The organism is Mycobacterium sp. NGS68, assembly GCF_059812195.1.
In genome coordinates, this window is the sequence record NZ_JCALCE010000056.1 from 1 (window position 1) to 22,593 (window position 22,593).

Below are 22,593 nucleotides of genomic sequence, written 5' to 3' on the forward strand. Positions count from 1 at the left end.
CGGCGGAGCCGGGCGAAGCGGGTCGCCAGCATCAGGCGTAGGCGACCGCGAGCGCGGCGCCGGCTAGTCCCATCTGTCACTCTGTTCTCCGTCGGCAGGCATGCGCGGGTTTGCCCACCTTCGCGCGACACGGTGTCGCTGATAGGTGGGCAAAAAGCCTTGTGCCGATTTTCTTGTGACGCCTGGGGTTCGAGACCAACGCAGCGCCGCGGCGAGAGGCCCCAAAGTGGGGGCTCCACCAGCGATTTCACGCAAATTTGGGCGCCCTCGCGGGCGCGCGCCGGGCGCGACGGGCCGGGCCACGCCGGGCGCGCCGGGCGCGACGGGCCGGGCCGCGCGACGGGCACGCGACGGGCCGGCCCACGCCGGAACAGATGAAGCCCGTACCCGCCGCGGCCAACCCGTTTATCGAACACGCCCGTCAATCACTCGCGCCCGGCGCGGGTGCCCGCGGGCTGCGCCGGTACGCCGACACCTCCGGCCGTCCCGGCAGCCACAATCGCCAGGGCCGGTCCGCGGCCTGGCTGACTCCCACGCGCGGTCCCGCCACGGCGCCGTGCGCCTCGTTCAGCGTCATGGTCACCGGACTGGCGGGGTCAAATAGGTCGATCCCGTTGTCCTCCATGGTGATTCCCAACGCGGAGCACAAGTTACCCGGCCCTCGGGCCAGCCCGACGGGACGGATCGCCGCGCCGCGCCGGGCCTGAGCCAGCGGCGCGCCGTCCTCGACGACGGCCGCCCGCAGCAGCACGGCGGCTGCGGTGCCGTCGGGTCCGCAGGCGACGTTGGCGCAGACGTGGATCCCGTGGCTGCGGTACGTATACAGCCGCCCGGGCGGCCCGAACATGACGGCGTTGCGGCCGCTGCGGCCGCGGTAGGAATGCGCGGCGGCGTCCGGCCAGGGCCCGTCGGGAACCCCGCCGTACGCCTCGACCTCGACGACGACCGCGCGCACGCCGCGCCCGGCGAGCGTGGCACCGAGCAGTCGTTGCGCGGCGGCTACCGGATCGACGTCGAGCGCTTCTCTTGCGGTGCTCACCGGACAGATTCTGCCTCGCGCCCTTGACAAGCATCCGGAGCGGGTCGATTATTCATCGTATGATGACTTCATCACGTGATGAATTAGCGGCGACGGGCTCCGGCCCCGCCGTCAGCATCGAGCACCTGCGCGTGGTTCGCGGCAAACGCCCTGCGCTGCACGACTTCTCGGTCGACATCGCGCGCGGCAGCATCACCGGGTTGCTGGGTCCGTCGGGCTGCGGCAAGAGCACGCTGATGCGTAGCATCGTCGGCACCCAGATCGTCGCCTCGGGCAGCGTCACCGTGCTCGGCCATCCGGCGGGGTCTGCCGCATTGCACCGTCGCGTGGGATACGTGCCGCAGGACCCGACCGTGTACCTGGACCTGCGGATCATCGACAACGTCCGGTACTTCGCCGCGTTGTACGGCTACGACGCCGACGCGGCCGACGAAGCCGTCGACCGCGTGGGCCTGGCGGATCACCGAACCGCGTTCTGCAGCAACCTGTCCGGCGGTCAGCGCACACGCGTGTCCCTGGCCTGCGCGCTGGTCTGCAAGCCCGACCTGCTGGTGCTCGACGAACCCACGGTGGGCCTGGATCCCGTGCTGCGTGTGGACCTTTGGAAGCAGTTCACCGAGCTCGCCAGGGGTGGCACGACGCTGCTTGTCTCCAGCCACGTGATGGACGAGGCCGACCACTGCGGTGACCTCCTGCTGATGCGCGATGGCCACCTCGTCGCGCACACCACCCCGACCCAACTACGAGAGGACACCGGATGCACGTCACTGGAGGAAGCGTTTCTGTCGATCATCCAACGCAGCACCGTGCCCCAAGCCGGATAGGAATCAAGGGCTACACATCCAGCACGGCACGGATATTGCGGCAGTTGGCCGCCGACCACCGCAGCGTCGCGATGATCCTGCTGGTGCCAGTCCTGGTTATCACGCTGATGTACTTCATGTTCCAGAACGTCCCGCACCGCCCGGGCACCCCGACGCCGTTCAACAACGCCTGCCTGATCCTGCTGGGCCTGTTCCCGCTGTTCCTGATGTTCATCATCACGTCGATCACGATGCAGCGCGAGCGCGCCTCGGGAACCTTGGAGCGACTCCTGACCACACCGCTGCGCCGGCTCGATCTGCTGCTGGCCTACGGCACCGCGTTCTCGATCGCGGCCGCAGCGCAGGCGGTCCTGTCGTGCCTGGTGTCGTTCTGGTGGCTGGGATTCGATCCTGCGGGCAGCGCGGTGTGGGTGTTCGTGATCGCGATCGCCAACGCGGTCCTGGGCGTGGGGCTGGGGCTGCTGTTCAGCGCCTTCGCCCGCACCGAGTTCCAGGCCGTGCAGTTCATTCCCCTGGTGATGGTGCCGCAGCTGCTGCTCGCCGGGGTGATCGTCCCGCGCCATGCAATGCCACACTGGCTGGAATGGATCAGCAACGTGATGCCGGCCAGCTACGCGCTGGAGGCCCTCCAGCAGGTTGGCGCACATCCGGAACTCACCCACACCGCGGTGCGTGACATCGTCGTGGTCCTGGCCTTCGCGGTCGCGTCCCTGTGCCTGGCGGCGGTGACGTTGCGGCGTCGGACCGCGTAGTGGCGGCGCCCGGCAAATCGGGATCCCGCCGGCCCGGCCGCCCGGCGGGAAACTCCGACACTCGCGAACGGATCTTAAAAAGTGCGCGAGAGCTATTCGCCCACAAAGGTATTGAACGGACGTCGATTCGGGCCGTCGCGGCATCGGCGGGTGTGGACCCGGCCCTGGTACATCACTACTACGGCAACAAACAGCGCCTGTTCACCGCGGCGATCCAGATTCCGATCGATCCCATGCTGGTGCTGACGCCCATGCGCGAGACGCCCATCGAGGAACTCGGGTTGATGTTGCCGTCCGTGTTGCTGCCACTGTGGGACTCCCAGCTTGGCTTCACCGCGGCGCTGCGGTCGCTGATCAGCGGGGACGACATCGATTTCGCGCGTTCCTATCTGCAAGAGATCGTCACCGAAGAGGTGGGTACGCGGGTCGACAACCCGCCTGGGACGGGGCGGATTCGCGCGCAGTTCGTCGTGACCCAGCTGATGGGTGTGGTCATGGCTCGGCACATCCTCAAACTCGAGCCGTTCGCGTCGCTGCCCACCGAGCAGATCGTGCAGACCATCGCGCCGAACCTGCAGCGCTATCTCACTGGGGATCTGCCGGGCGGGCTCGTGCCATGAGCCGGGCGTGCTCGTCGTCGTCGACGTCTCGGGCCTCGTCCACCAGCAGCACCGGAATGCCGTCCTCGATCCGGTAGGCGCGCCGCAGCCGCGGGTTGTAGAGAACGTCATCAACTAGCACCAGCGGTCCGCGGTCGGCCGGACAGACCAGGATGCTCAGCAATGAATTGTCAAGCATCGGTGTGCTTCTGCTCGCCGATCAGTTCCGACCGGGCCGCCGGGGTCAGCCGCCGGAACTCCTTGCCGTCGGAGTCGAAGTACCAGGCCTGCCGTCCCGCTTTGGGCACCCCGGCCGCACGCAGGGCGCTGACGGTCGGTCGGTAGGTCGTGGGGCTGATCGGCATCTTCGGCACCACATGCACGATGTCGGGACCCAGGCCGACGGGCATGCCGGCGACGGCCACGATCAGGTCACCCGCGGTGATGGTGGCTCCCGGCAGCAGCGCGACCGCCGATACCGCGAGTTGCCGGGTGCCCACCGTCACCTGGTAGGTCACCGCGAGGTCGACGCCGTTGATGAGCCCCAGCGCGTCGGTGACGAGCTCGGCGTAGACCATCCCCCGTTTGGTGTGGACGACGGCGCCGCGGCGGCCCGCGAGCCAGTAGTCGCCGTCCTCGTCGCGGCGGAACAGGTATTCGGTCGAGATCCAGGTGTCGGCGGGGGCGAACACGCCGCGCTTGACCGACGCGGTCGGATCGATCGGCCCGTTGGACTGCGCGAGCAGCACGCCGATCTGGTTGACGTCGGCGACCTGCACGAAGCCGCGATCGTCCTCCAGGATCAGGTCATGTTGGGCGTCGTAGGCCCCGAGTTCGACGCGGCCGGCGCCCGGCAGTGGACGTCCCTTGCTCCCAACCTTGACGCCGGACACGTTCGCCAGCACCGCCTGGCCGTCGGTGGTGGCGAAAAACTCGACGACGTGCGCGGGCGCGAACGCGTTGACGACGCGGTCCCACAAGCCGGTCGGCATGCCCGAGCCGATGAACAGCCGCACCGGGTGGTTGCCCTGCAGCACGAAGGCGGGGTCGTCGACGACCTCGCGCAGCATGGCCCACGTGTAGGACACGACCGTGACGCCGTATTGCCGTATCTCCTGGACGAACCGGTCCGGCTGCAGACCGCGCGACAGCGCGATGCGAGTGCCGCCGACGACGGCGCCGCCCAGGTTCACCAGCAGCGCCGATTCGTGGTGCAGCGGCGTCAGGCAGTACACGGTGTCTTTGCGGTCCAGGCCCGCCGCCGACGCGGTTCCGAACGCGGACACCGCCCAGCGGTAGTTGGTGATCTGCTTGGCGACCAGTTCGCCGCTGGCCGTGCTGAATGCGATGGCGGCCAGGTCCCGCGCCAACCCCGGGTTGGGCCGGTACCACGCGGGCAGTTCGACGGCGTCGGGGTCGATCTGCTCCATGTCGATGATCTGGGCCTGGTCGGAGCCTTTGGGCAAGTCCAAATTGCGTGACTCGCCACCCCCGAGCACCAGTATCTGACCCGGCAACGTGCTGGCGGCGGTCAGGTTGGTGGGGTCGGTCAGGATCTCGGTCACTCCCCCGAGCCGGACCGTTTCGGCGAGGTCGGCGTCGGGCCGCATCACCACGGCGACCGCGCCGAGCCGGGACAGCGCCGCGATGGCGACCAGAGCGCTGGGCCGTGTCTCCATCAGCACGCCGACGCGGTCACCCTGGCGCACCCCGACCTCGATCAGCCCGCGGACGACGTTGTTGATGCGCCGGTTCACGGCCTCATAGGTGTGCACACGGCCGTCGAACAGCAGGAACTCGCCCTGCGGGGCCTCGTGCGCCTGCTCGTCGATGATGCGGCCCAGCGAGATTCGGGTGTGGTCGTTGAGCTGTCCGAGGCGCGCCAGCCGCGGCAGCGTGCGGGCCGTCTCCACCGCAAGGGTCCGCACGGACTTCTGCGCCGCGACCACCGCGTCCGCCGCGCCGCGGGCCAGCGCCAGCGCCGCCTCGGACACTTCGCCGATGCCGTGCGCGAGCCGCGAGCTGAACGCGACGCCGCTGTCGGTGTGTTCCTCCGGCTGGTCGGGCATCAGGTCGATGCTGGCCGGTTTGTCGCCGCCGGTGGACACCCAGCGCACCCACTCCGCGACCGTGGGCCAGCTCTCGCGGGCCGCCCTGGAACCGACGACGAGACCGAAATGGCCCGTACGGATGAGGTATTCGTAGACCTCGGCGTTGGGCGCCGCCCGCCGGATGCCGCGCACCGCTGCCGGCTGGCCGATGTCGTCAACCTCGCCGACGAACGCGAGGATCGGGCAGGTGATGTCGGTCAGCGTGACCATTTGGCCGTTGATGGCGAAGCCGCCGGTCATCATCCGGTTGTGCGCAATGAACTGCTTGAGTAGCTCGGAGATCGCCGGGCCGGACCAGGCGATCCACCCTTCGCGCTCCAGGAACCGGCGTTGCTGCTCGCGCGGGAGGAGAGCCTCACGGTCATGCAGCTGGCGCACGAAATCGACCCGGGCCTTCGCGGTCTTGAGCGGGTCCATCATCTGAAAACCGGTGCGCGCCATCCAGCTTGGGATGTTCAGCCGGTTGAAGACGTGGTCGGCCATGAAGTCCGCCATGGCCGGAGCCAGGTTGGGCGGCAGGCCCATGGGCAGCGCCGCCAGCGTGTCCACCGGCGAGCCGAAGGCCACGATGCTGGCGAGGTCTTTGGAACGGCGATATGCCGCGACCTGGTAGCACCACATCCCGCCCTGCGAGTATCCGACCAGGTGCACGTCTTGGCCGGTGGCGTCCCTGACCGTGCCGATCGCCTCGCTGAGCGCGACGATGTGGTCGGCCAGGTTGCGGCGCATGCCGCCCTCCACCTTGTCGGGCGAGCCGAAGTCGATGACCCAGGGGTCCAGCCCCTTGGCGTGCAGGATGCCCACCGCACCGTCCTCGCGGGTGACGTCCCACATGTCGGCCGACATCATCATCGGGTGCACCATCAGCACCGGCGGGCCGACCTTTTTCTGCCCGGGACGGTTGTCCGGCGGGAAGTACCGTCGGAGCTTGTACATCGGCACGCTCTCGACGACCTGCGACGGCGACGGAACGCTGCCGGTCTCCAGCCCGCCCAATCGAAGGACTTCCAGACCGTTCTGCGCCGTAGCGACGAGGCGCTCGACCGGTCGTGTGACCATCGACAAATTGAGATCCACTAGTGCTCCTGACGGCTCTCTGACTAGGCCTTCACTCTGGTCTTGACCAGCCTGGACATCATGGCACATTCGCTTGGGGATGAGGTTCGAGTCGCCTCGGCTTCGGTGCGCGCGTCAACGGTGCGGGTTGCGGTGGTGGCGCCGCCGTGCGTTCACGGCGCGGTCGGCACGCTCGGGGCCGCGGCGCCGAGTCTGCGGTGACGGCGCCCGGCCTCGTCCACGGCGTGGTCGCCGGCGAAAACCACGCCCTCAGCGCAGTGCCGATGACGAGTGCTCGCGGCCCTTGCCGAAGCCGCCCCCAATTGCCAGAATCGACGATGGCGGGGCGACCTCTTTAGTGCCGACCTCCGGGTCTGGCTTAATCCTTAACGCCTAGTGGCGTGCGAGGCGCCCCGCCCCTAAACGGGGTGGCCACCTTCCGGGCACTGGGTTCACGCTGAGCGCGCGTTGACTCACAAAAAGTGCCCGGTTAGCCGACTTTCTTGTGACCCGTGGGACTCGTGAAGCCGATGCGGCCCCGCCGCGAGCCCGGGTGCTCTCGCCGCAGCCACCTAATCCCCCGGCTCCCTCATGCCGGTAACTTTGGCCCGGTGGCGCACCTGCTCGGAGCCGAAGCCATCCACCTGGAATACCCGACCAAGGTGGTCTTCGGTGCCGTGACGCTCGGCGTCAATGACGGCGCCCGCATCGGCATCGTGGGGCGAAACGGTGACGGCAAGTCCAGCCTGCTGCGGTTGCTCACCGGCCAACTCAGGCCCGACGCCGGCCGCGTCACCCGGCGCGGCGGCCTGCGGGTCAGCGCGCTGAGCCAGGCGGACACCTTGGGCCCCGGGCGCACCGTCGGCTGGACGCTGGTCGGTGACCAACCACAACACCAGTGGGCGGGCGACGCACGAATACGCGACGTGGTCGACGGCTTGGTCTCCGACATCGCTTGGAACGCAACGATCGGCACACTCAGCGGCGGTCAGCGGCGTCGCGTTCAGCTGGCTCAGTTGCTGATCGGCGAGTGGGACGTGATCGCGCTCGACGAGCCGACCAACCACCTCGACATCGAAGGCATCACCTGGCTGGCCGGCCACCTCAACCAGCGCTGGGCCCGCAACAGCGGCGGGCTGCTGCTGGTCACCCACGACCGGTGGTTCCTCGACGAGGTCGCCACGACGACGTGGGAGGTGCACGACGGCATCGTCGAACCATTCGAGGGCGGTTACGCCGCCTACGTGCTGCAGCGCGTCGAGCGCGACCGAATGGCCGCCGCGACGGAGGCCAAGCGCCAGAACCTGATGCGCAAGGAGCTGGCCTGGCTGCGGCGCGGCCCACCGGCTCGGACGTCGAAGCCGAAGTTCCGGATCGAGGCCGCCAACCAGTTGATCGCCGACGTGCCGCCGCTGCGCAACGCGGTGGAGTTGGCCAAGCTGGCCACCACCCGGCTGGGCAAGGACGTCATCGACCTGCTCGACGTATCCGTGTCGTTCGACGGCCGGCCGGTGCTGCGCGATATCGAATGGCGGATCGCTCCCGGTGAACGCACCGGAATCGTCGGAGCGAACGGCGCCGGGAAGTCCACTCTGCTCGGCCTGATCGCGGGCACCATCGAACCGGACACCGGGCGCGTCAAGCGCGGCAAGACCGTCCAGCTGGCGGTGCTGGACCAGCAGGGTGACGCGCTGACGGCGCTGGCGGGCGACCGGATCGCCGACGTGCTGGGCCGCCTGCGCTCCGGCTACGAGGTCGAAGGCCGTGACGTCACCCCGACCCAGCTGCTGGAACGGCTCGGCTTCGCGCGCGGTCAACTGTCGGCCCGCGTCGACGAACTTTCCGGCGGTCAGCGACGCCGGCTACAGCTCATGCTGACGCTGCTGTCCGAGCCCAACGTGCTGCTGCTCGACGAGCCCACCAACGACGTGGACACCGACATGCTCACGGCCACCGAAGATTTGCTCGACTCCTGGGCGGGCACGTTGATCGTCGTCTCGCACGACCGGTATCTCCTCGAACGCGTCACCGATCAGCAGTACGCGATTCTGGGTGGGCGGCTACGGCACTTGCCGGGCGGCATCGACGAGTATCTCCGGCTGGCCGCGTCCCAGGTTCCGACGACGCCGGTCGCGCCGCAAGCCGCTGCACCGCAGGCGATGTCGGGTGCGCAGCGGCGCGCGGCGGAGAAGGAGCTGGCCGCCGCCGACCGCCAGCTGGCCCGGCTGGCCGACCGGATCGCGGGCAAGCACACCGAACTCGCCGAGCACGATCAGTCCGATCACGTCGGCATCACCCGCCTGACCCAGGAGTTGCGCGGGCTCGAAGACGACGTGGCCGCGGTCGAGGCACGCTGGCTGGAGCTGTCGGAGGTGCTGGAATGACCGGCTATCAACCGGTGCCCTACCGGCCGGCAGAGGCGCTGCTGGCGCTGTACCGGCGGCGCGGCGCGGTGCACAACGCCGGCATCGGGCGACACGGCTTCACGTATCTTCTTGGCGCCGAGGCGAACAAGTTCGTGTTCGCCAATGCCGACGCGTTCAGTTGGCGCGAGACGTTCGAGAACCTGGCGATCGTCGACGGCGGCACGGCGCTGATCGTCAGCGACGGCGAAGACCATCGACGACGCCGCAGCGTGGTGGCTCCGGGCCTGCGGCACCGGGAGATCCAGCACTACGTGCAGACGATGGTGTCCAACATTGACTCGGTGATCGACGGCTGGCGGCCCGGGCAGCGGCTGGACCTACACCAGCAGTTCCGCTCGGCGGTGCGGCGCAGCACCGCCGAGTCGCTGTTCGGCCAACGCCTGGCCGCGCATTCCGACTTTCTCGGCGAACAGCTGCAGCCCCTGCTGGACCTGACGCATCGGCTGCCGCAGGTGGTGGCGCTGCAACGTCGGCTCAACTCGCCGGCCTGGCGGCGTGGGATGGCCGCCCGCGCGCGCATCAACGACCTCGTCGACGGCCAGGTCGCCGCCGCGCGATCCGACCCCAGGCCCGACGACCACATGCTGGCCATGTTGATCAACGGTCGTGGCGACGAGGGTTATGCACTGGGCGACAACGAGATTCGCGACCAGGTCATCTCGATGATCACCGCCGGGTATGAGACCACCAGCGCCGCGCTGGCGTGGGCGGCCTTCACGCTGCTGACCCTACCGGGCGCCTGGGACACCGCGGGCGAAGAGCTACGGCGCGTTCTCGGCGACCGTCCACCGACGGCCGGTGACCTCGACGGGCTCACCTACCTCAACGGGGTTGTGCAAGAAACGCTTCGGCTCTATTCACCGGCGGTCATCTCCGCGCGCAGGGTGATTCGTGACCTGTCGTTCGGCGGACACCGCATCCGCGCGGGACGGCTGCTGATCTTCAGCGCCTACGTCACCCACCGACAGCCCGAGATCTGGCCGCAGCCAACGGAGTTCCGTCCCGAGCGCTGGGATCCGGCGGCACCGGGTTACCGCAAGCCCGCGCCACACGAATTCATTCCGTTCAGTGGCGGGCTGCATCGTTGCATCGGATCGGTGATGGCGATCACGGAAATGACGGTGATGCTCGCCCGCCTGATCGCCAGGACCAGGCTGCGGCTGGCGAGCCAGCGTATCCGTCCGGCCAACTTCGCCGCGTTGTCGCCGCACCCGGGCCTGACCGTCGAGGTCACTGACCGTCAGCGTCTTCCCTCGAATCCAGCGCCATAGCGATCAGGGCATCCGGGCTCAGCGCGTCGATGACGTCGTCGCTGACGGCCGGGTCGGGCAGCGACATCTCGGGCTCGCCGGCCAGGAGCAAGAGCTTGTCGAGCAATCCGGTGCGTCGAAGTTCGGACAGCGGAATCCTATTCAGCGAGGACCAGATCCGGTCCTCCTCGGACTGCTCGTCGGGTCCGTGCAGCAGTTGCTGCGCCAGGTGATCGGCCACCGCCGTCGGCGTGGGATGGTCGAAGATCAAGGTCCGCGGCAATGCCAGCCCGGTATCGGCCTTGAGGCGGTTCCGCAGCTGAACGCCGATCATCGAGTCGAATCCCAGTTCCTGGAAGGCAAGTTCGGGCCGGATGTCATGACCGCTCGCATGGGACAGGACATTCGCTGCGTGCGAGCACACCAGCTCGACCAGATAGCGTTGTTGGTCCGCGGGCTCCAGCTGCCGCAGCCGCCTGGCCAAGTCGGCCGCGTGCCGCGCCGACGGCGGCGCTTCCCTCGCCTCGGAACCCAGCCAAAACCGTTGCCGCACGAAGCCGTACGTCGGCAGCTCCACCACTCGTGCGCCGAGATCGTGCAACAATGCCCAATCGACGTCCTGCGAGCCCATCACGACATTGGTGGCGGGCTCACCTGCGGCCAGCGCGGCCAACCCCTGCATCAGTGCCCCGCGCTCCTCGGCCACCACCACCGCCCGATGCTCGAATACCGTTCGCGTGGTGGCCAACGACCAGGCCACGTCGGCCAGGTCGAGTCCGTCGTCGGCGCCCAACCACGCCAGCAGTCGTTCCGCCTGATTCACCAACGCCGCCTCGGAGCGGCCCGACAACACGAACGGTAGCGGCCCGCTATCGCGTTTGGCCACGGCACGTTCCGCGGCCACCGAGCCCTGCTCGAGGATGACGTGCGCATTGGTGCCGCCCATGCCGAATGACGACACTCCGGCCCGGCGCGGCCTTTCCGACGCCGGCCAGGTCGTCAGCTCGGTGTTTATGCGCAGCCCGAGGATCTCGGGAGCGATACCGGGAGCCGGACGCGCGTAGTTGAGGCTCGCCGGAATTGCGCCGTTTTCGATCGCAAGCACGGTCTTGATCAGGCCCGCGATCCCCGCGGCTCCCCCGCCGTGGCCGATGTTGGTCTTCACCGATCCGATGCTGACCGGGCCAGTCCTACGGCCGGCGAAGATCTCCCCCAGCGCCGTCGCCTCGATCGGGTCTCCGATCTCGGTGCCCGGACCGTGTGCCTCAACGTAATCCACATCGTCGGCGTCCAGAGCCGCTACCGACAACGCCTGCCTGATGACGGTGACCTGCCCGGAGACGGTGGGCACCGCCAGCCCGACCGGGCCGTGCCCGGCGTTGCCGGTCGCGCTGCCCCGAATCACCGCGCGGATCCGGTTGCCGTCGTCGAGGGCGGCGTTTAGCGGCTTCAGCAAAACCAGGCCGGCACCTTCACCGCGCACATACCCGTCGGCGCGTTCGTCGAACGCATACGTATGGCCCGAGCTGGACAGCGCCCCGAATTCCGTTTCCAGCATGGCCGATTCGTCGGCCATGTTGAGATGGACCCCACCGGCTATCGCAAGGGGCGCCTCGCCACCGCGCAGGCTTTCACAGGCAAGGTGCACGGCGACAAGCGACGACGACTGGCCGGAGTCGACGGTCATGCTGGCGCCATGCAGGCCGAAGAAGTAGGAGATCCGGTTGGCGATCATGCCGCGGCTGACGCCGGTGAACGAGTGATGATCGATGTTGTGCGGGGCGTCGCGGACGGTGAGGTAGGCGTAATCGTCGTTCATCGCGCCGAGGTAGACCGCAACCTGTTCTCCGGACAGGGATTCGGGCACGACCCCGGCGTCTTCCAGCAGCTCCCAGGTCAGCTCGAGGGTCAGGCGCTGACGCGGATCCAGCGCCCAGGCCTCACGCGGCGACATCTTGAAGAAGTCGGCGTCGAATTCGGCGACGTCGTCGATGGTGGTGTCGGTGACCTCTACGCCGTCGCGAAGTAAGCGCCAGAATTCGCGGGGGTTGGCGGCACCGGGAAACCTGCACGCCAATCCGATGATTGCTATGTCTGTGCTTGGCACGACAACTCAACTCGCTGCCGGCGGAGCGCCCAGGGCATCCAAGAGGCCCCGAATCCGGGCATCCAGGCGCGCCTTTTCGTCCTCGCTCAGGCCGGGCTGGTTGATCAGCGATTCTAGTTCCCGGGCGACGTCGTCAAAGCGGGCCAACCGGTCCGGCGCACCGGCGGGTGTGTCGGTGGCGACCGCAGCGGAACTGATTTGTCCGTCCACGTATTCGGCCAGCGCGCCGGGGGTCGAATGATCGAAGATGACGGTGGGCGAAAGCGTCAGTCCGGTGGCGTTTTTGAGCCGATTGCGCAGTTCGACGGCGGTCAGCGAGTCGAAACCGAGGTCTTGGAACGGAGTGTCCGCACCGAGATCGGCAACCGAACGACCCAGAACGGTTGCGGCGTTGGTGCATACGAGTTCCACCAGCTGGTGGTGTCGCTGTTCGGGGCTAAGCCCAGCCAACCTGGTCGCCAGTTCCGAAAGCGATGCAGCGCTGTCGGCGTCGGCCACCAGGCGTCGTCCCGGGCGGGTCGCCAGGTCGCGAAGGATCGGCGGTACCGCGCCCGCCGCGCCGAGCCCCGCCCCGTCCAGGTGGGCGGCCACCAGCAACGGGCGGTCGGCCAGCATCGCCTCGTCGAACAGTTGCAGCGCCTGGATGGTCGATATCGGTGCGAGGCCGGCACGGCTCATGCGGGCCTTGTCGTGATCGCCGAGGTGTCGGGTCATGGTGCTGGCTTGTTCCCACAGGCCCCACGCCACCGACAACCCGGCCAGCCCCTGGGCACGCCGGTGGGTGGCCAGCGCGTCCAAAAACGCGTTGGCCGCCGCATAGTTCGCCTGCCCCGCATTGCCCACGATCCCAGCCATCGACGAAAACATCACGAACGCCGACAAATCCAGATCCCGGGTCAGCTCATGCAGATGCCACGCCCCATCCACCTTGGCCCGCAACACCGCATCCACCCGCTCCGACGTCAACGACTCGACCAACCCGTCATCGAGCACACCCGCGGCATGAAACACACCCTTAAGCGGATACCGCGGATCCAACCCCGCCAAAAGACCCGCCACCGCCTCCCGGTCGGCCACATCACACGCCACCACCGACACCCGCGCCCCACCGGCCTCCAACTCCGCGACCACCCCCGACACACCCTCGCCCGCACCACCGCGACGACTGGCCAACACGACATGCGCCACGCCATAGCGCGCCACCAAATGCGCAGCCACCGCCGAACCCGCCATCCCGGTACCCCCGGTAATCAACACGGCGGAACCGGCCAACCCGCCCCCGGAACCGGCCAACACCACATCACCGGGCCCGTCCGGGACGGTCAGCACCACCTTGCCGATCTGACGGGCCTGCGAGACATACCGATACGCCGCCGCAGCAGCACGCACGTCAAACGCCTTGACCGGCAATGGCGCCAACACACCCGCGGCCAACAGCGCCATCAACTCGGCCAGCATCACCGCGATGCCGTCCGGACCGGCCTCCATCAGATCGAACGCCTGGTAATGCACCCCGTCGTGTTCGGCCGCCACCACCTGCGGGTCACGCAGATCGGTCTTGCCCATCTCAATGAACCGCCCACCACGCGTCAGCAACCGCAGCGACGCATCCAAGAACTCACCGGCCAGCGAATTAAGCACCACATCCACCCCGGCGCCATCGGTGGCCGCCAAAAACTTCCGCTCAAACTCCAACGACCGCGAATCCCCGATATGCTCGTCGTCAAAACCCATCGCCCGCAACGTGTCCCACTTACCACGACTCGCAGTGACAAACACCTCCGCACCCCAATACCGCGCCAACTGCACCGCCGCCATCCCCACCCCACCAGTGCCCGCGTGAATCAACACCCGCTCCGTGGCCCCCAGACCCGCCAGCACCGACAACCCGTACCACGCCGTCAAAAACACCACCGCAACCCCGGCCGCCTGCTCCAACGACCACCCCGACGGCACCGCAGTCACCAACCGCGCATCCACCACCGCCTCAGAACCCACCACCCCCAACAAACCCAGCACCGCATCACCGACCGCCAGCCCCACCACACCCGGCCCGACCTCGACAACCACCCCAGCACCTTCGGCGCCTAACTCGCCGCCCCCGGGATACATCCCCAACACCACCAACACATCCCGAAAATTCACCCCAACCGCGCCCACCGACACCCGCACCTGACCGGCGCCAAGGTCGACCCGGGGCAGCGACTGCACCACCAGATCCTCCAGCGTGCCGCCACCGCCAGCTGCCAGTCGCCACCCGCCGGAGGGGAGCTCCAGCACCGCGCCCGCACCGGCGGGAATCAGGCGGGCCGCGTGTGCGACGCCCGAACGCACCACCACTTGCGGCTCACCGCCACCCACCACGGACTCGAGCTCCAACGATCCGTCGGAGTCGACCAACACCACCCGGCCCGGATGCTCGGCCTGAACCGAACGCACCAACCCCCACACCGCCGCACCCGCCAGATCGGTGACATCCTCACCCGCCAAACCCACCGCCCCACAGGTCTTTACGACAAGCAGATCCGCCCCGTCGTCGGCCAACGACGAGCGCAGCACCTGCAATGCCTCGTGCGTGGCCGCATAGACCGACGCCACGTCGCTCCCCGCCGGCGGCTCCCACACCGTCACCGGCGGGGCGCCGCCCCCCACCGACACCGGCGGCCAGGTGACCTCGAGCAGGCCACCGCCGGCGCGCGGTGAAGCCGCGGTCAGGGCGCCGGCAGAGATCGGACGAACCACCAACTCGCGCACCGACAAGACCGGCAAACCCGCGCCATCGGCCAACTCCACCGACACCGCCCCACTACCCACCGGCGCTATCCGCACCCGCACCCGCGACGCCCCCGCCGCATGCAAACACACCCCCTGCCACGAAAACGGCAACACCGTCTGATCCTGCTCACCCACTAACCCCAACCCATGCAACGCCGCATCCAACACCGTCGGATGAATCCCAAACCCCCCCAACACCACACCCTCAGCCGCACCAACCTCCGCAAAAACCTCCACACCCCGACGCCACAACCCCCGCAAACCCCGAAAACTCGGCCCATACTCATAACCCCGCCGACCCAACACCCCATACGCATCACCAACATCCACCACCGACGCCCCCACCGGCGGCCACACCGACAAATCCCCAGCCGGCCGCACCGTGCCCGTGCCCAGCGATCCCTCGGCGTGCAACGCCCATTCCGAACCTGGCTGAGCTGCAAGCGAATACACCGACACACTGCGTCGACCGGAGCCGTCGGGCGCCCCGGCCACCACCTGCACTTGGACGCCGTCGGCCGCAGGCAACAGCAGCGGCGCGGACAGCGTCAGCTCCTCGACCGTCGAGCAGCCGACCTGGTCGCCGGCCCGCAGCGCCAACTCGACGAAGCCCGCGCCGGGGAACAGGACCACCCCGGCCACCGCATGATCGGCCAACCACGGCTGGGCGGCCACCGATAGCCGACCGGTCAACACCGCCCCGCCGGAATCGGGCCGCTCCAGCACGGCGCCCAGCAGGCCGTGCCCGGCGCCGGCCAACCCCAGCCCGGCCAGGTCGCCCGCGCCGGCGGCCATCGTGGGCAACCAAAACCGCTGCGGCTGAAAGGCGTAGGTCGGCAGGTCGACCCGTCGGGCGCCGCGGCCGCCCAGGGCCGCGCGCCAATCCACCGCCACGCCAGCGACGTGGGCCTGGCCCACGGACAGCCAGAACCGTTCCAGGCCGCCGTCATCACGGCCGAGCGACGGCACGACATTAGGCTCGATGGGCGGATTCAGCTCTGCCAGCGTCTGTTCTATGCCCGCAACCAGCACGGGATGGGGGCTGGATTCGATGAATGTGTGATGGCCGACGGCGTGGGCGCTGCGCACCGCGCGCTCGAATTGCACCGTGCGCCGGATGCTCTGGTACCAGTAGTCGACGCCCAGGCCGGCGGTGTCCATGAGCTCACCGGTCACCGTGGAGAAGAAAGCCACCGCCGAGGATTGCGGTTCGATGCCGATCAACGCGTCGGCCAGAGGCGCACGGATCGCATCGACCTGCGCCGAGTGCGACGCATAGTCGACATCGATACGCCGAGCTCGGACGTCCTCCGCCTCGCACCGCCGGATGAGCTCCTCCACGGCGTCCACCGCTCCGGAAACCGCCACCGCCGATACGCCATTGACCGCGGCGACGCTCAGCCGGTCGCCGGATTGTGCTACCAGCTGTTGGGCCCGCGCCAGCCCGCAGGCCAGCGAGACCATGCCGCCGCCGCCGGACAGTTGCACCAGCAGCCGGCTGCGCAGCGCCACCACCCGGGCGGCATCCTCCAGCGACAGGCCGCCGGCGACATACGCGGCGGCGATCTCGCCCTGCGAATGGCCGATCACCGCGTCCGGGACCACGCCCACGGACCGCCACAGTTCGGCCAGCGACACCATGACCGCCCAGAGCGCCGGCTGCACCACGTCCACCCGATCGAGCCCCGGAGCGCCCGGCGCCCCGCGGATGACGTCGATCAGCGACCAGTCGACGTGTTCGCCGAGGGCCTTGTCGCATCGGCGCATGTGGTCGGCGAACACGCTTGACGCATCGAGCAACTCGGCGCCCATGCCCACCCACTGCGAGCCCTGCCCGGGGAACACGAACACCGTCTTTCCCGCCGCGCGGGCACGTCCGGTCACCACGCCCGCACCCGGCTCGCCGGCGGCGAGTCCGGCCAGCCCGGCCGTCAGGTGCGCACGGTCGGACCCGACGACCACGGCGCGGTGGTCGAACATCGCGCGGGTGGTGACCAGCGACCACGCCACGTCGTCGGGCGCCAGGTCGGGATGCGTCTCGAGGTGCGCCAGCAGCCGCTGCGCCTGACCCGCGAGGGCCTCCGCCGAGCGTGCCGACAACACCCACGGCGTGGCGGCATCGGCGACATCACGCGACACCGCAGTGCTTTCCAGCGCCTCAGGGGCTTGGTCAGGGGCCTGTTCAGCGGCTTGGTCAGGGGCCTGTTCCACGATGACGTGCGCGTTGGTGCCGCTGATGCCGAACGACGACACACCCGCCCGGCGCGGCCGATCCACGTCGGGCCACGGTCGCGATTCGGTCAGCAGCGAGACGGCCCCCGCCGACCAATCCACATGCGGCGTGGGCGTATCCACGTGCAAGGTCTTGGGCATCATTCCGTGGCGCATCGCCTGCACCAGCTTGATCACCCCGGCCGCGCCGGCCGCGGCCGACGTGTGCCCCATGTTCGATTTGATCGATCCCAGCCACAGCGGGCGATCCGGCGGCCGGTCCTGGCCGTAGGTCGCCACCAGTGCCTGCGCCTCGATCGGATCGCCCAGCGTGGTCGCCGTGCCATGCCCTTCCACCAGATCCACGTCCCCGGTGCCCAGCCGTCCGTTGGCCAAAGCCGCCCGGATCACCCGCTGCTGCGCCGGGCCGTTGGGTGTGGCCAGGCCGTTGGAGGCGCCGTCCTGATTCACCGCCGTACCCCGGATCACCGCCAGCACCGGATGTCCCGACCGCTGCGCGTCGGCCAGCCGCTGCAGCACCAGCACGCCGACGCCCTCGGCGAACGTGGTGCCGTCGGCGGCCGCGGCGTATGCCTTGCATCGACCGTCCGGGGACAGTGCCCGCTGACGGCTGAACTCGATGAACATGGCGGGTGTCGCCATCACGGTGACGCCACCGGCCAGTACCAGGTCGCTCTCGCCCGACCGCAGGGACTGCGCCGCCAGGTGCAGCGCGACCAGCGACGACGAACACGCCGTGTCCACCGACACCGCGGGACCTTCGAGCCCCAGCGCGTACGCCACCCGCCCCGACGCGATGCTCAGGGTCGAGCCGCGCAGCCCGTACCGCTCCAGATCGCCGGGCACCCGGCCCTGGCCGCCGTAGGAGCCGTGAAACACCCCGGTGAACACGCCGGTCGCGGATCCGCGCAGCCGCAGGGGGTCGATGCCCGCCCGCTCCAACGCCTCCCACGACACCTCCAGCAGCAGCCGCTGCTGGGGATCCATCGCCAGCGCCTCGCTGGGCGCGATGCCGAAGAAGGCGGCGTCGAAGCCGGCGACGTCCTCCAGAAAGCCGCCGCTGCGCGAGTACGACTTGCCCACCGCGTCCGGATCCGGGTCGTACAGCCCTGCCACGTCCCAGCCGCGGTCCGCCGGAAAGTCCGAGACCACGTCGCGTCCCGCGGCCACCATGTCCCACAGGGCCTCCGGCGAGTCCACCCCGCCCGGGTACCGGCAAGCCATGCCCACCACCGCCACCGGCTCGGTCGTGAGCGACAGATACTCGCGGTTCTCGCGCTTCAACCGCTCGTTTTCCTTGAGCGACTGGCGCAACGCCCGAATCAGGTCGTCCTGAGTGCTACTCATCCGACCAGACCTCTCGTGTCGCTCAATCGATGTCGGCCGATAAGCCTAGGATCACTCGCACCACCAGCCACGGCCCGCGCCTTTCGGAGACCCCCCACCAGAGTCGTATTGTCCCATCACCCTTACCCTTCCAGTTCCAGGCGATGGCTAGGGGACGAGGGGTAATCCACAAGCGCGCTTCAGTGCCAGCGCAGCAGGACGAGTTCGGAGCAGAATCCGGGGCCCATCGCGATCATCAGGCCGGGGCTTCCGCTCGGCGGCCGCTTTTCGATGGTGTCGCGCAGCACGTGCAGCACCGACGCCGACGACAGGTTGCCGATATCGCCCAGCGAGCGCCAGGTCAGCTCGAGGGCCTCCGGCTGCAGGTCGAGGCTTTCGTTGATGGCCTCGATGATCTTTGGTCCCCCCGGATGGCTCACCCACCCACCGATGTCGGTGGTGCTCAGGCCGTGCGCGCCCAGGAACGCACTGACGTCGTCGGCGATGTATTCGCGGACCACGCCCGCGATGTCCTTCGACAGCACCAGCTCGAACCCCGTCGTGCCGACGTCGTAGCCCATGGTGCGCAGCGAGTCGGGGTACAAGTGGCTGCGGGAGTCGACGATGGTCGGGCCGCCGGCACCCACCTGCTCGGCGCGTCGCTCACCGACGGCCACCACCGCCGCCGCGCCGTCGGCAAACAGCGCGCTGCCCACCAGGCCGGCCAGGGACGGCTTGTAGCCCGGGTAGGTGAGGGAACAGAGCTCCACCGATATCAGGGCGGCGGCGGCGTCCGGCGCACCCCGCAGATAGTCGTTCAGGCGCGCCACGCCCGCCGCCCCGGCCACACACCCGAGCCCGAACAGCGGAACCCGCTTGACGTCGGGACGCAGCCCGAGGCGCCCGGCGATCCGCGCATCTAGCGACGGGACCACCACACCGGTGACCGTGGTCGTGATCAGCACGTCGAGGTCCTCGGGTTTGAGCCCGGCGTCGTCAAGCGCGCCGACGAGCGCCTCGCAGCCGAGGTCCACAGCGTTGTCGATAAAGATGCGGTTGGCCTCGCCGAAGTCGGTCAGACTCGGATACCGTTCCAACGGCATCACCAGGTGGCGATTGTTGACTTTCGCGCTGGCGTGCAGCTGCCGGACGATGTCCTCGTATCCTGCGAAGTCCGGAACACTGACGAAAAAATCGGTGAGCTCTTTTTGGGTATAGCGGTAAGGCGGTAAGGCTCCGAACACACCGGCGATCACGCTCATTGGTCCCACCCCTTGGTTACGTAACATCTAGGCCGAAAGGTTCACCCCGATCGTTCGCTCAAAGGTCAAAGTTTAGTCGGCTTGCAGCGAACGGGCAAAGTTGGCAAATAATGCAGGTGTCCTCGCCAGGTGGGCTATCGCAGTAGCCGAGTCCTGAGCACGTCACAGCTTGCCCGGACCGCATCCAGTTGATCGGCAACCCGCGCCGGTGCGGTGCCGCCCCGGGCGTCGCGCGAGGACACCGAGCCCTCGATCGTGAGCACCTCGCGCACCCGGGACGTCAGCTCGGGGCTGATGGCGGCGAGCTCGTCGTCCGTCAGCTCCTGCAGTCCGATGCCGCGCAGCTCGGCGGTGCGGACCGCGGCACCGGCGGCCTCATGCGCGGACCGAAACGGGACACCTTGGCGCACAAGCCATTCGGCGATATCGGTGGCCAGCGTGTAGCCCGCCGGGGCCAGCTCGGCCATTCGCTCGACGTTGAAGGTGAGGCTGGCCACCAGGCCTGCCATCGCCGGCAGTAGCAACTCCAGCTGGGCCACCGAGTCGAAGACCGGCTCCTTGTCCTCCTGCAGGTCGCGGTTGTAGGCCAGGGGTTGGGCCTTCAGTGTGGCTAGCAACCCGGCCAGGTTTCCGATCAGCCGCCCGGATTTGCCGCGTGCCAGCTCCGCGATGTCCGGATTCTTCTTCTGCGGCATGATCGAGCTACCGGTGGACCAGGAGTCGTGCAACGTGACGTAGCCGAACTCCGTCGAGCTCCACAGGATGATGTCCTCGGCGAGCCGGGACAGGTCGACGCCGATCATGGCGAACACGAAGGCCGCCTCGGCGGCAAAGTCCCGCGCCGCGGTCGCGTCCACGGAATTGTCCGCGGCGGCGGCGAAGCCCAGGTCCGCGGCGATCGCGTCCGGATCTAGGCCCAACGACGAGCCGGCCAGCGCCCCCGAGCCGTACGGAGACACCGCGGCGCGCCGGTCGAAGTCGACGATGCGGTCGACGTCGCGCAGCAACGGGTGGGCATGCGCCAGCAAATGATGCGCCAGCAGGATCGGTTGGGCGGACTGCAGGTGGGTCTTGCCCGGCATGATCGCCGTCGGGTGCGCGGCGGCCTGACCGGCCAGGGCCGTGACGAGGTCCAGTACGCCGTCGGCGACCCGGCGCACCGCGTCGCGCAGCCACATCCGGAACAGCGTCGCGACCTGGTCATTGCGCGACCGGCCGGCCCGCAGCCGGCCGCCCAGCTCCGGCCCGACCCGGTCGATCAGCCCGCGCTCGAGCGCGGCATGCACGTCCTCGTCGCTGACCAGCGGGCCGAAGCTGCCGTCGGCGACGTCCTCGGCCAGGCTGTCGAGGCCGGCCAGCAGCCCGTCGCGCTGCTCCTCGGTGAGCAGGCCCGCGCGGAACAGCACCACGGTGTGGGCCCGCGACGCGGTGATGTCGTAGGGGGCCAGCACCCAGTCGAAGTGGGTGGACTTGCTCAGCGCTGACAGCGCGTCGGCGGGACCGTCGGCGAACCGGCCGCCCCACAGGGACCCCTCGTTGGTGCTCACTTTCCCGCGCCGAGCAGACGCAAAAGCTCCTCTGCGCCCGGCGTGTCGGGTGCTTTTGCGTCTGCTCGCGGGGAGGGGGTCACCGCAGGTCCCGCCGCGCGGCAAGCTTGGACGACAGACCGTGCACGTAGACGAAGCCCTTCGACATCGACTGGTCGAAGGTGTCGCCCTCGTCGTAGGTGGCCAGGTTGAAGTCGTACAGCGACTCGGCGCTGCGCCGGCCGTTGACCGCGATGTGGCCGCCGTGCAACACCAGCCGAACCTCGCCGGAGACGTGCTCCTGGGTCTTGGCGACGAAGCTCTCCAGCGCGACCTTCAGCGGCGAGTACCACAGGCCGTCGTACACCAGCTCGCCCCAGCGCTGGTCCGTCTGGCGCTTGAACCGCGCCAGCTCGCGCTCCAGCGTGACGTGCTCGAGCTCGGTGTGCGCGGTGATCAGCACCATGGCCCCGGGCGCCTCGTAGATCTCGCGGCTCTTGATGCCGACCAGCCGGTCCTCGACGACGTCCAGCCGCCCGACGCCCTGCGCCCCGCCGCGGCGGTTCAGTTCCTCGATGGCCTGCAGCATCGACACCGGCCTGCCGTCGATGGACACCGGCACCCCGCGCTCGAAGCCGATGATGACCTCGTCGGGGGTGTTCCAGTTGACGGTGGGGTCCTCGGTGTAGGCGTAGATGTCCTTGGTGGGCGCGTTCCACAGGTGCTCGAGGAAGCCGGTCTCCACCGCGCGGCCCCAGACGTTCTGGTCGATCGAGAAGGGCGAGCGCTTGCTGACGTTGATCGGGATGGCGTTCTCCTCGGCGAACGCGATGGCCTTCTCGCGGGTCCACGCGTAGTCGCGGACCGGGGCCAGCACCTCGAGATCCGGTGCCAGCGAGGCGAATCCGACCTCGAAGCGGACCTGGTCGTTGCCCTTGCCGGTGCAGCCGTGCGAGACGATGCTGCCGCCGTGCTCCCGCGCGGCCGAGACCAGGTGCTTGACAATCAGCGGCCGGCTGATCGCCGAAACCAGGGGATACCGGTCCATGTAGAGCGCGTTGTTCAGCACGGTGGGCAGGCAGTAACCCTCGGCGAACTCGTCGCGGGCATCGACGACGACGGCCTCCACGGCGCCGCAGTCCAGCGCCCGCTGGCGGATCAGCTCCATGTCCTCGCCGCCCTGGCCGAGGTCAATCGCCACCGCGACGACCTCGCGGCCCGTCTCCTTGCCGATCCAGCTGATCGCCACGGAGGTGTCCAGGCCGCCGGAGTACGCCAGGATGACTCGTTCTGACATGTACCGATCTC

Annotated in this window: 13 protein-coding genes and 1 pseudogene; 5 read left to right on the forward strand and 9 right to left on the reverse strand. The window is 68.8% G+C overall.

The annotated features are described in order from the left end of the window. Positions 1–421: 421 nt before the first annotated feature. Entirely contained in the window at positions 422–1,039 is a 618-nt protein-coding gene (locus AC5Y5V_RS30005; RefSeq protein ID WP_499942588.1) for a DNA-3-methyladenine glycosylase, read from the reverse strand. Between the two features lie 59 nt (positions 1,040–1,098). Between AC5Y5V_RS30005 and AC5Y5V_RS30010 the strand changes: the two genes are divergently transcribed. The 3 genes from AC5Y5V_RS30010 to AC5Y5V_RS30020 are packed head-to-tail and all read left to right on the forward strand — an operon-like array spanning position 1,099 to position 3,235. After that, entirely contained in the window at positions 1,099–1,863 is a 765-nt protein-coding gene (locus tag AC5Y5V_RS30010) for an ABC transporter ATP-binding protein (protein WP_499942589.1), read from the forward strand. Beyond that, positions 1,797–2,615, forward strand: coding sequence for an ABC transporter permease (locus AC5Y5V_RS30015; RefSeq protein ID WP_499942591.1), 819 nt, complete (start codon positions 1,797–1,799; stop codon positions 2,613–2,615). The genes AC5Y5V_RS30010 and AC5Y5V_RS30015 overlap by 67 nt, the downstream gene beginning before the upstream one ends. Beyond that, complete coding sequence (locus AC5Y5V_RS30020; protein WP_499942592.1) at positions 2,615–3,235, forward strand: TetR/AcrR family transcriptional regulator; 621 nt, start codon at positions 2,615–2,617, stop codon at positions 3,233–3,235. Before AC5Y5V_RS30015 ends, AC5Y5V_RS30020 begins: the two co-directional genes overlap by 1 nt. Here the strand turns inward: AC5Y5V_RS30020 and AC5Y5V_RS30025 are convergent. Together AC5Y5V_RS30025 and AC5Y5V_RS30030 are read right to left on the reverse strand one after the other, a co-directional pair. After that, positions 3,201–3,413, reverse strand: coding sequence for a Trm112 family protein (locus tag AC5Y5V_RS30025; protein ID WP_499942593.1), 213 nt, complete (start codon positions 3,411–3,413; stop codon positions 3,201–3,203). The genes AC5Y5V_RS30020 and AC5Y5V_RS30025 overlap by 35 nt on opposite strands. Continuing rightward, on the reverse strand, positions 3,406–6,384 hold the full coding sequence (locus AC5Y5V_RS30030) for an acyl-CoA synthetase (RefSeq protein ID WP_499942595.1): 2,979 nt from the start codon (positions 6,382–6,384) through the stop codon (positions 3,406–3,408). Before AC5Y5V_RS30030 ends, AC5Y5V_RS30025 begins: the two co-directional genes overlap by 8 nt. 608 nt (positions 6,385–6,992) lie before the next feature. On the opposite strand from AC5Y5V_RS30030, the gene AC5Y5V_RS30035 reads away from it, so the two are divergent. Continuing rightward, positions 6,993–8,765 (forward strand): ABC-F family ATP-binding cassette domain-containing protein, encoded by a 1,773-nt coding sequence (locus AC5Y5V_RS30035; protein ID WP_499942596.1) that lies wholly within the window; start codon positions 6,993–6,995, stop codon positions 8,763–8,765. Further along, complete coding sequence (locus tag AC5Y5V_RS30040; protein ID WP_499942598.1) at positions 8,762–10,078, forward strand: cytochrome P450; 1,317 nt, start codon at positions 8,762–8,764, stop codon at positions 10,076–10,078. Before AC5Y5V_RS30035 ends, AC5Y5V_RS30040 begins: the two co-directional genes overlap by 4 nt. Here the strand turns inward: AC5Y5V_RS30040 and AC5Y5V_RS30045 are convergent. The 6 genes and pseudogenes from AC5Y5V_RS30045 to AC5Y5V_RS30070 form a co-directional block, all read right to left on the reverse strand. Beyond that, positions 10,038–10,688, reverse strand: a complete 651-nt coding sequence (locus tag AC5Y5V_RS30045; RefSeq protein ID WP_499942610.1) for an acyl carrier protein — start codon at positions 10,686–10,688, stop codon at positions 10,038–10,040. The two genes, AC5Y5V_RS30040 and AC5Y5V_RS30045, sit on opposite strands and share 41 nt — an antisense overlap. Continuing rightward, a pseudogene (locus AC5Y5V_RS30050) lies at positions 10,683–12,164 on the reverse strand (beta-ketoacyl synthase N-terminal-like domain-containing protein); the annotation flags it as partial. The gene AC5Y5V_RS30045 and the pseudogene AC5Y5V_RS30050, both read right to left, overlap by 6 nt. 6 nt (positions 12,165–12,170) lie before the next feature. Further along, the gene (locus AC5Y5V_RS30055; RefSeq protein ID WP_499942599.1) at positions 12,171–18,518 is read right to left on the reverse strand and encodes an SDR family NAD(P)-dependent oxidoreductase; all 6,348 of its coding nucleotides are present in this window, start codon (positions 18,516–18,518) and stop codon (positions 12,171–12,173) included. A 179-nt stretch (positions 18,519–18,697) separates the two neighbouring features. Further along, positions 18,698–19,759, reverse strand: coding sequence for a type III polyketide synthase (locus tag AC5Y5V_RS30060; protein WP_499942600.1), 1,062 nt, complete (start codon positions 19,757–19,759; stop codon positions 18,698–18,700). Positions 19,760–19,893: 134 nt separating this feature from the next. Then, positions 19,894–21,306, reverse strand: a complete 1,413-nt coding sequence (gene argH, locus AC5Y5V_RS30065) for an argininosuccinate lyase (protein ID WP_499942602.1) — start codon at positions 21,304–21,306, stop codon at positions 19,894–19,896. Positions 21,307–21,385: 79 nt separating this feature from the next. Continuing rightward, positions 21,386–22,582: an argininosuccinate synthase gene (locus AC5Y5V_RS30070; RefSeq protein ID WP_499942603.1), complete on the reverse strand. Its 1,197-nt coding sequence runs from the start codon at positions 22,580–22,582 to the stop codon at positions 21,386–21,388. Between the last annotated feature and the right edge of the window lie 11 nt (positions 22,583–22,593).

Bases quoted from the DNA above. Each gene is read 5' to 3' on its own strand.
- AC5Y5V_RS30010 (WP_499942589.1), top strand. From the start codon at position 1,099: ATGATGACTTCATCACGTGATGAATTAGCGGCGACGGGCTCCGGCCCC.
- AC5Y5V_RS30015 (WP_499942591.1), top strand. From the start codon at position 1,797: ATGCACGTCACTGGAGGAAGCGTTTCTGTCGATCATCCAACGCAGCAC.
- AC5Y5V_RS30025 (WP_499942593.1), bottom strand. From the start codon at position 3,413: ATGCTTGACAATTCATTGCTGAGCATCCTGGTCTGTCCGGCCGACCGC.
- AC5Y5V_RS30030 (WP_499942595.1), bottom strand. From the start codon at position 6,384: ATGGTCACACGACCGGTCGAGCGCCTCGTCGCTACGGCGCAGAACGGT.
- AC5Y5V_RS30040 (WP_499942598.1), top strand. From the start codon at position 8,762: ATGACCGGCTATCAACCGGTGCCCTACCGGCCGGCAGAGGCGCTGCTG.
- AC5Y5V_RS30045 (WP_499942610.1), bottom strand. From the start codon at position 10,688: ATGGGCTCGCAGGACGTCGATTGGGCATTGTTGCACGATCTCGGCGCA.
- AC5Y5V_RS30055 (WP_499942599.1), bottom strand. From the start codon at position 18,518: ATGAGTAGCACTCAGGACGACCTGATTCGGGCGTTGCGCCAGTCGCTC.
- AC5Y5V_RS30060 (WP_499942600.1), bottom strand. From the start codon at position 19,759: ATGAGCGTGATCGCCGGTGTGTTCGGAGCCTTACCGCCTTACCGCTAT.
- AC5Y5V_RS30070 (WP_499942603.1), bottom strand. From the start codon at position 22,582: ATGTCAGAACGAGTCATCCTGGCGTACTCCGGCGGCCTGGACACCTCC.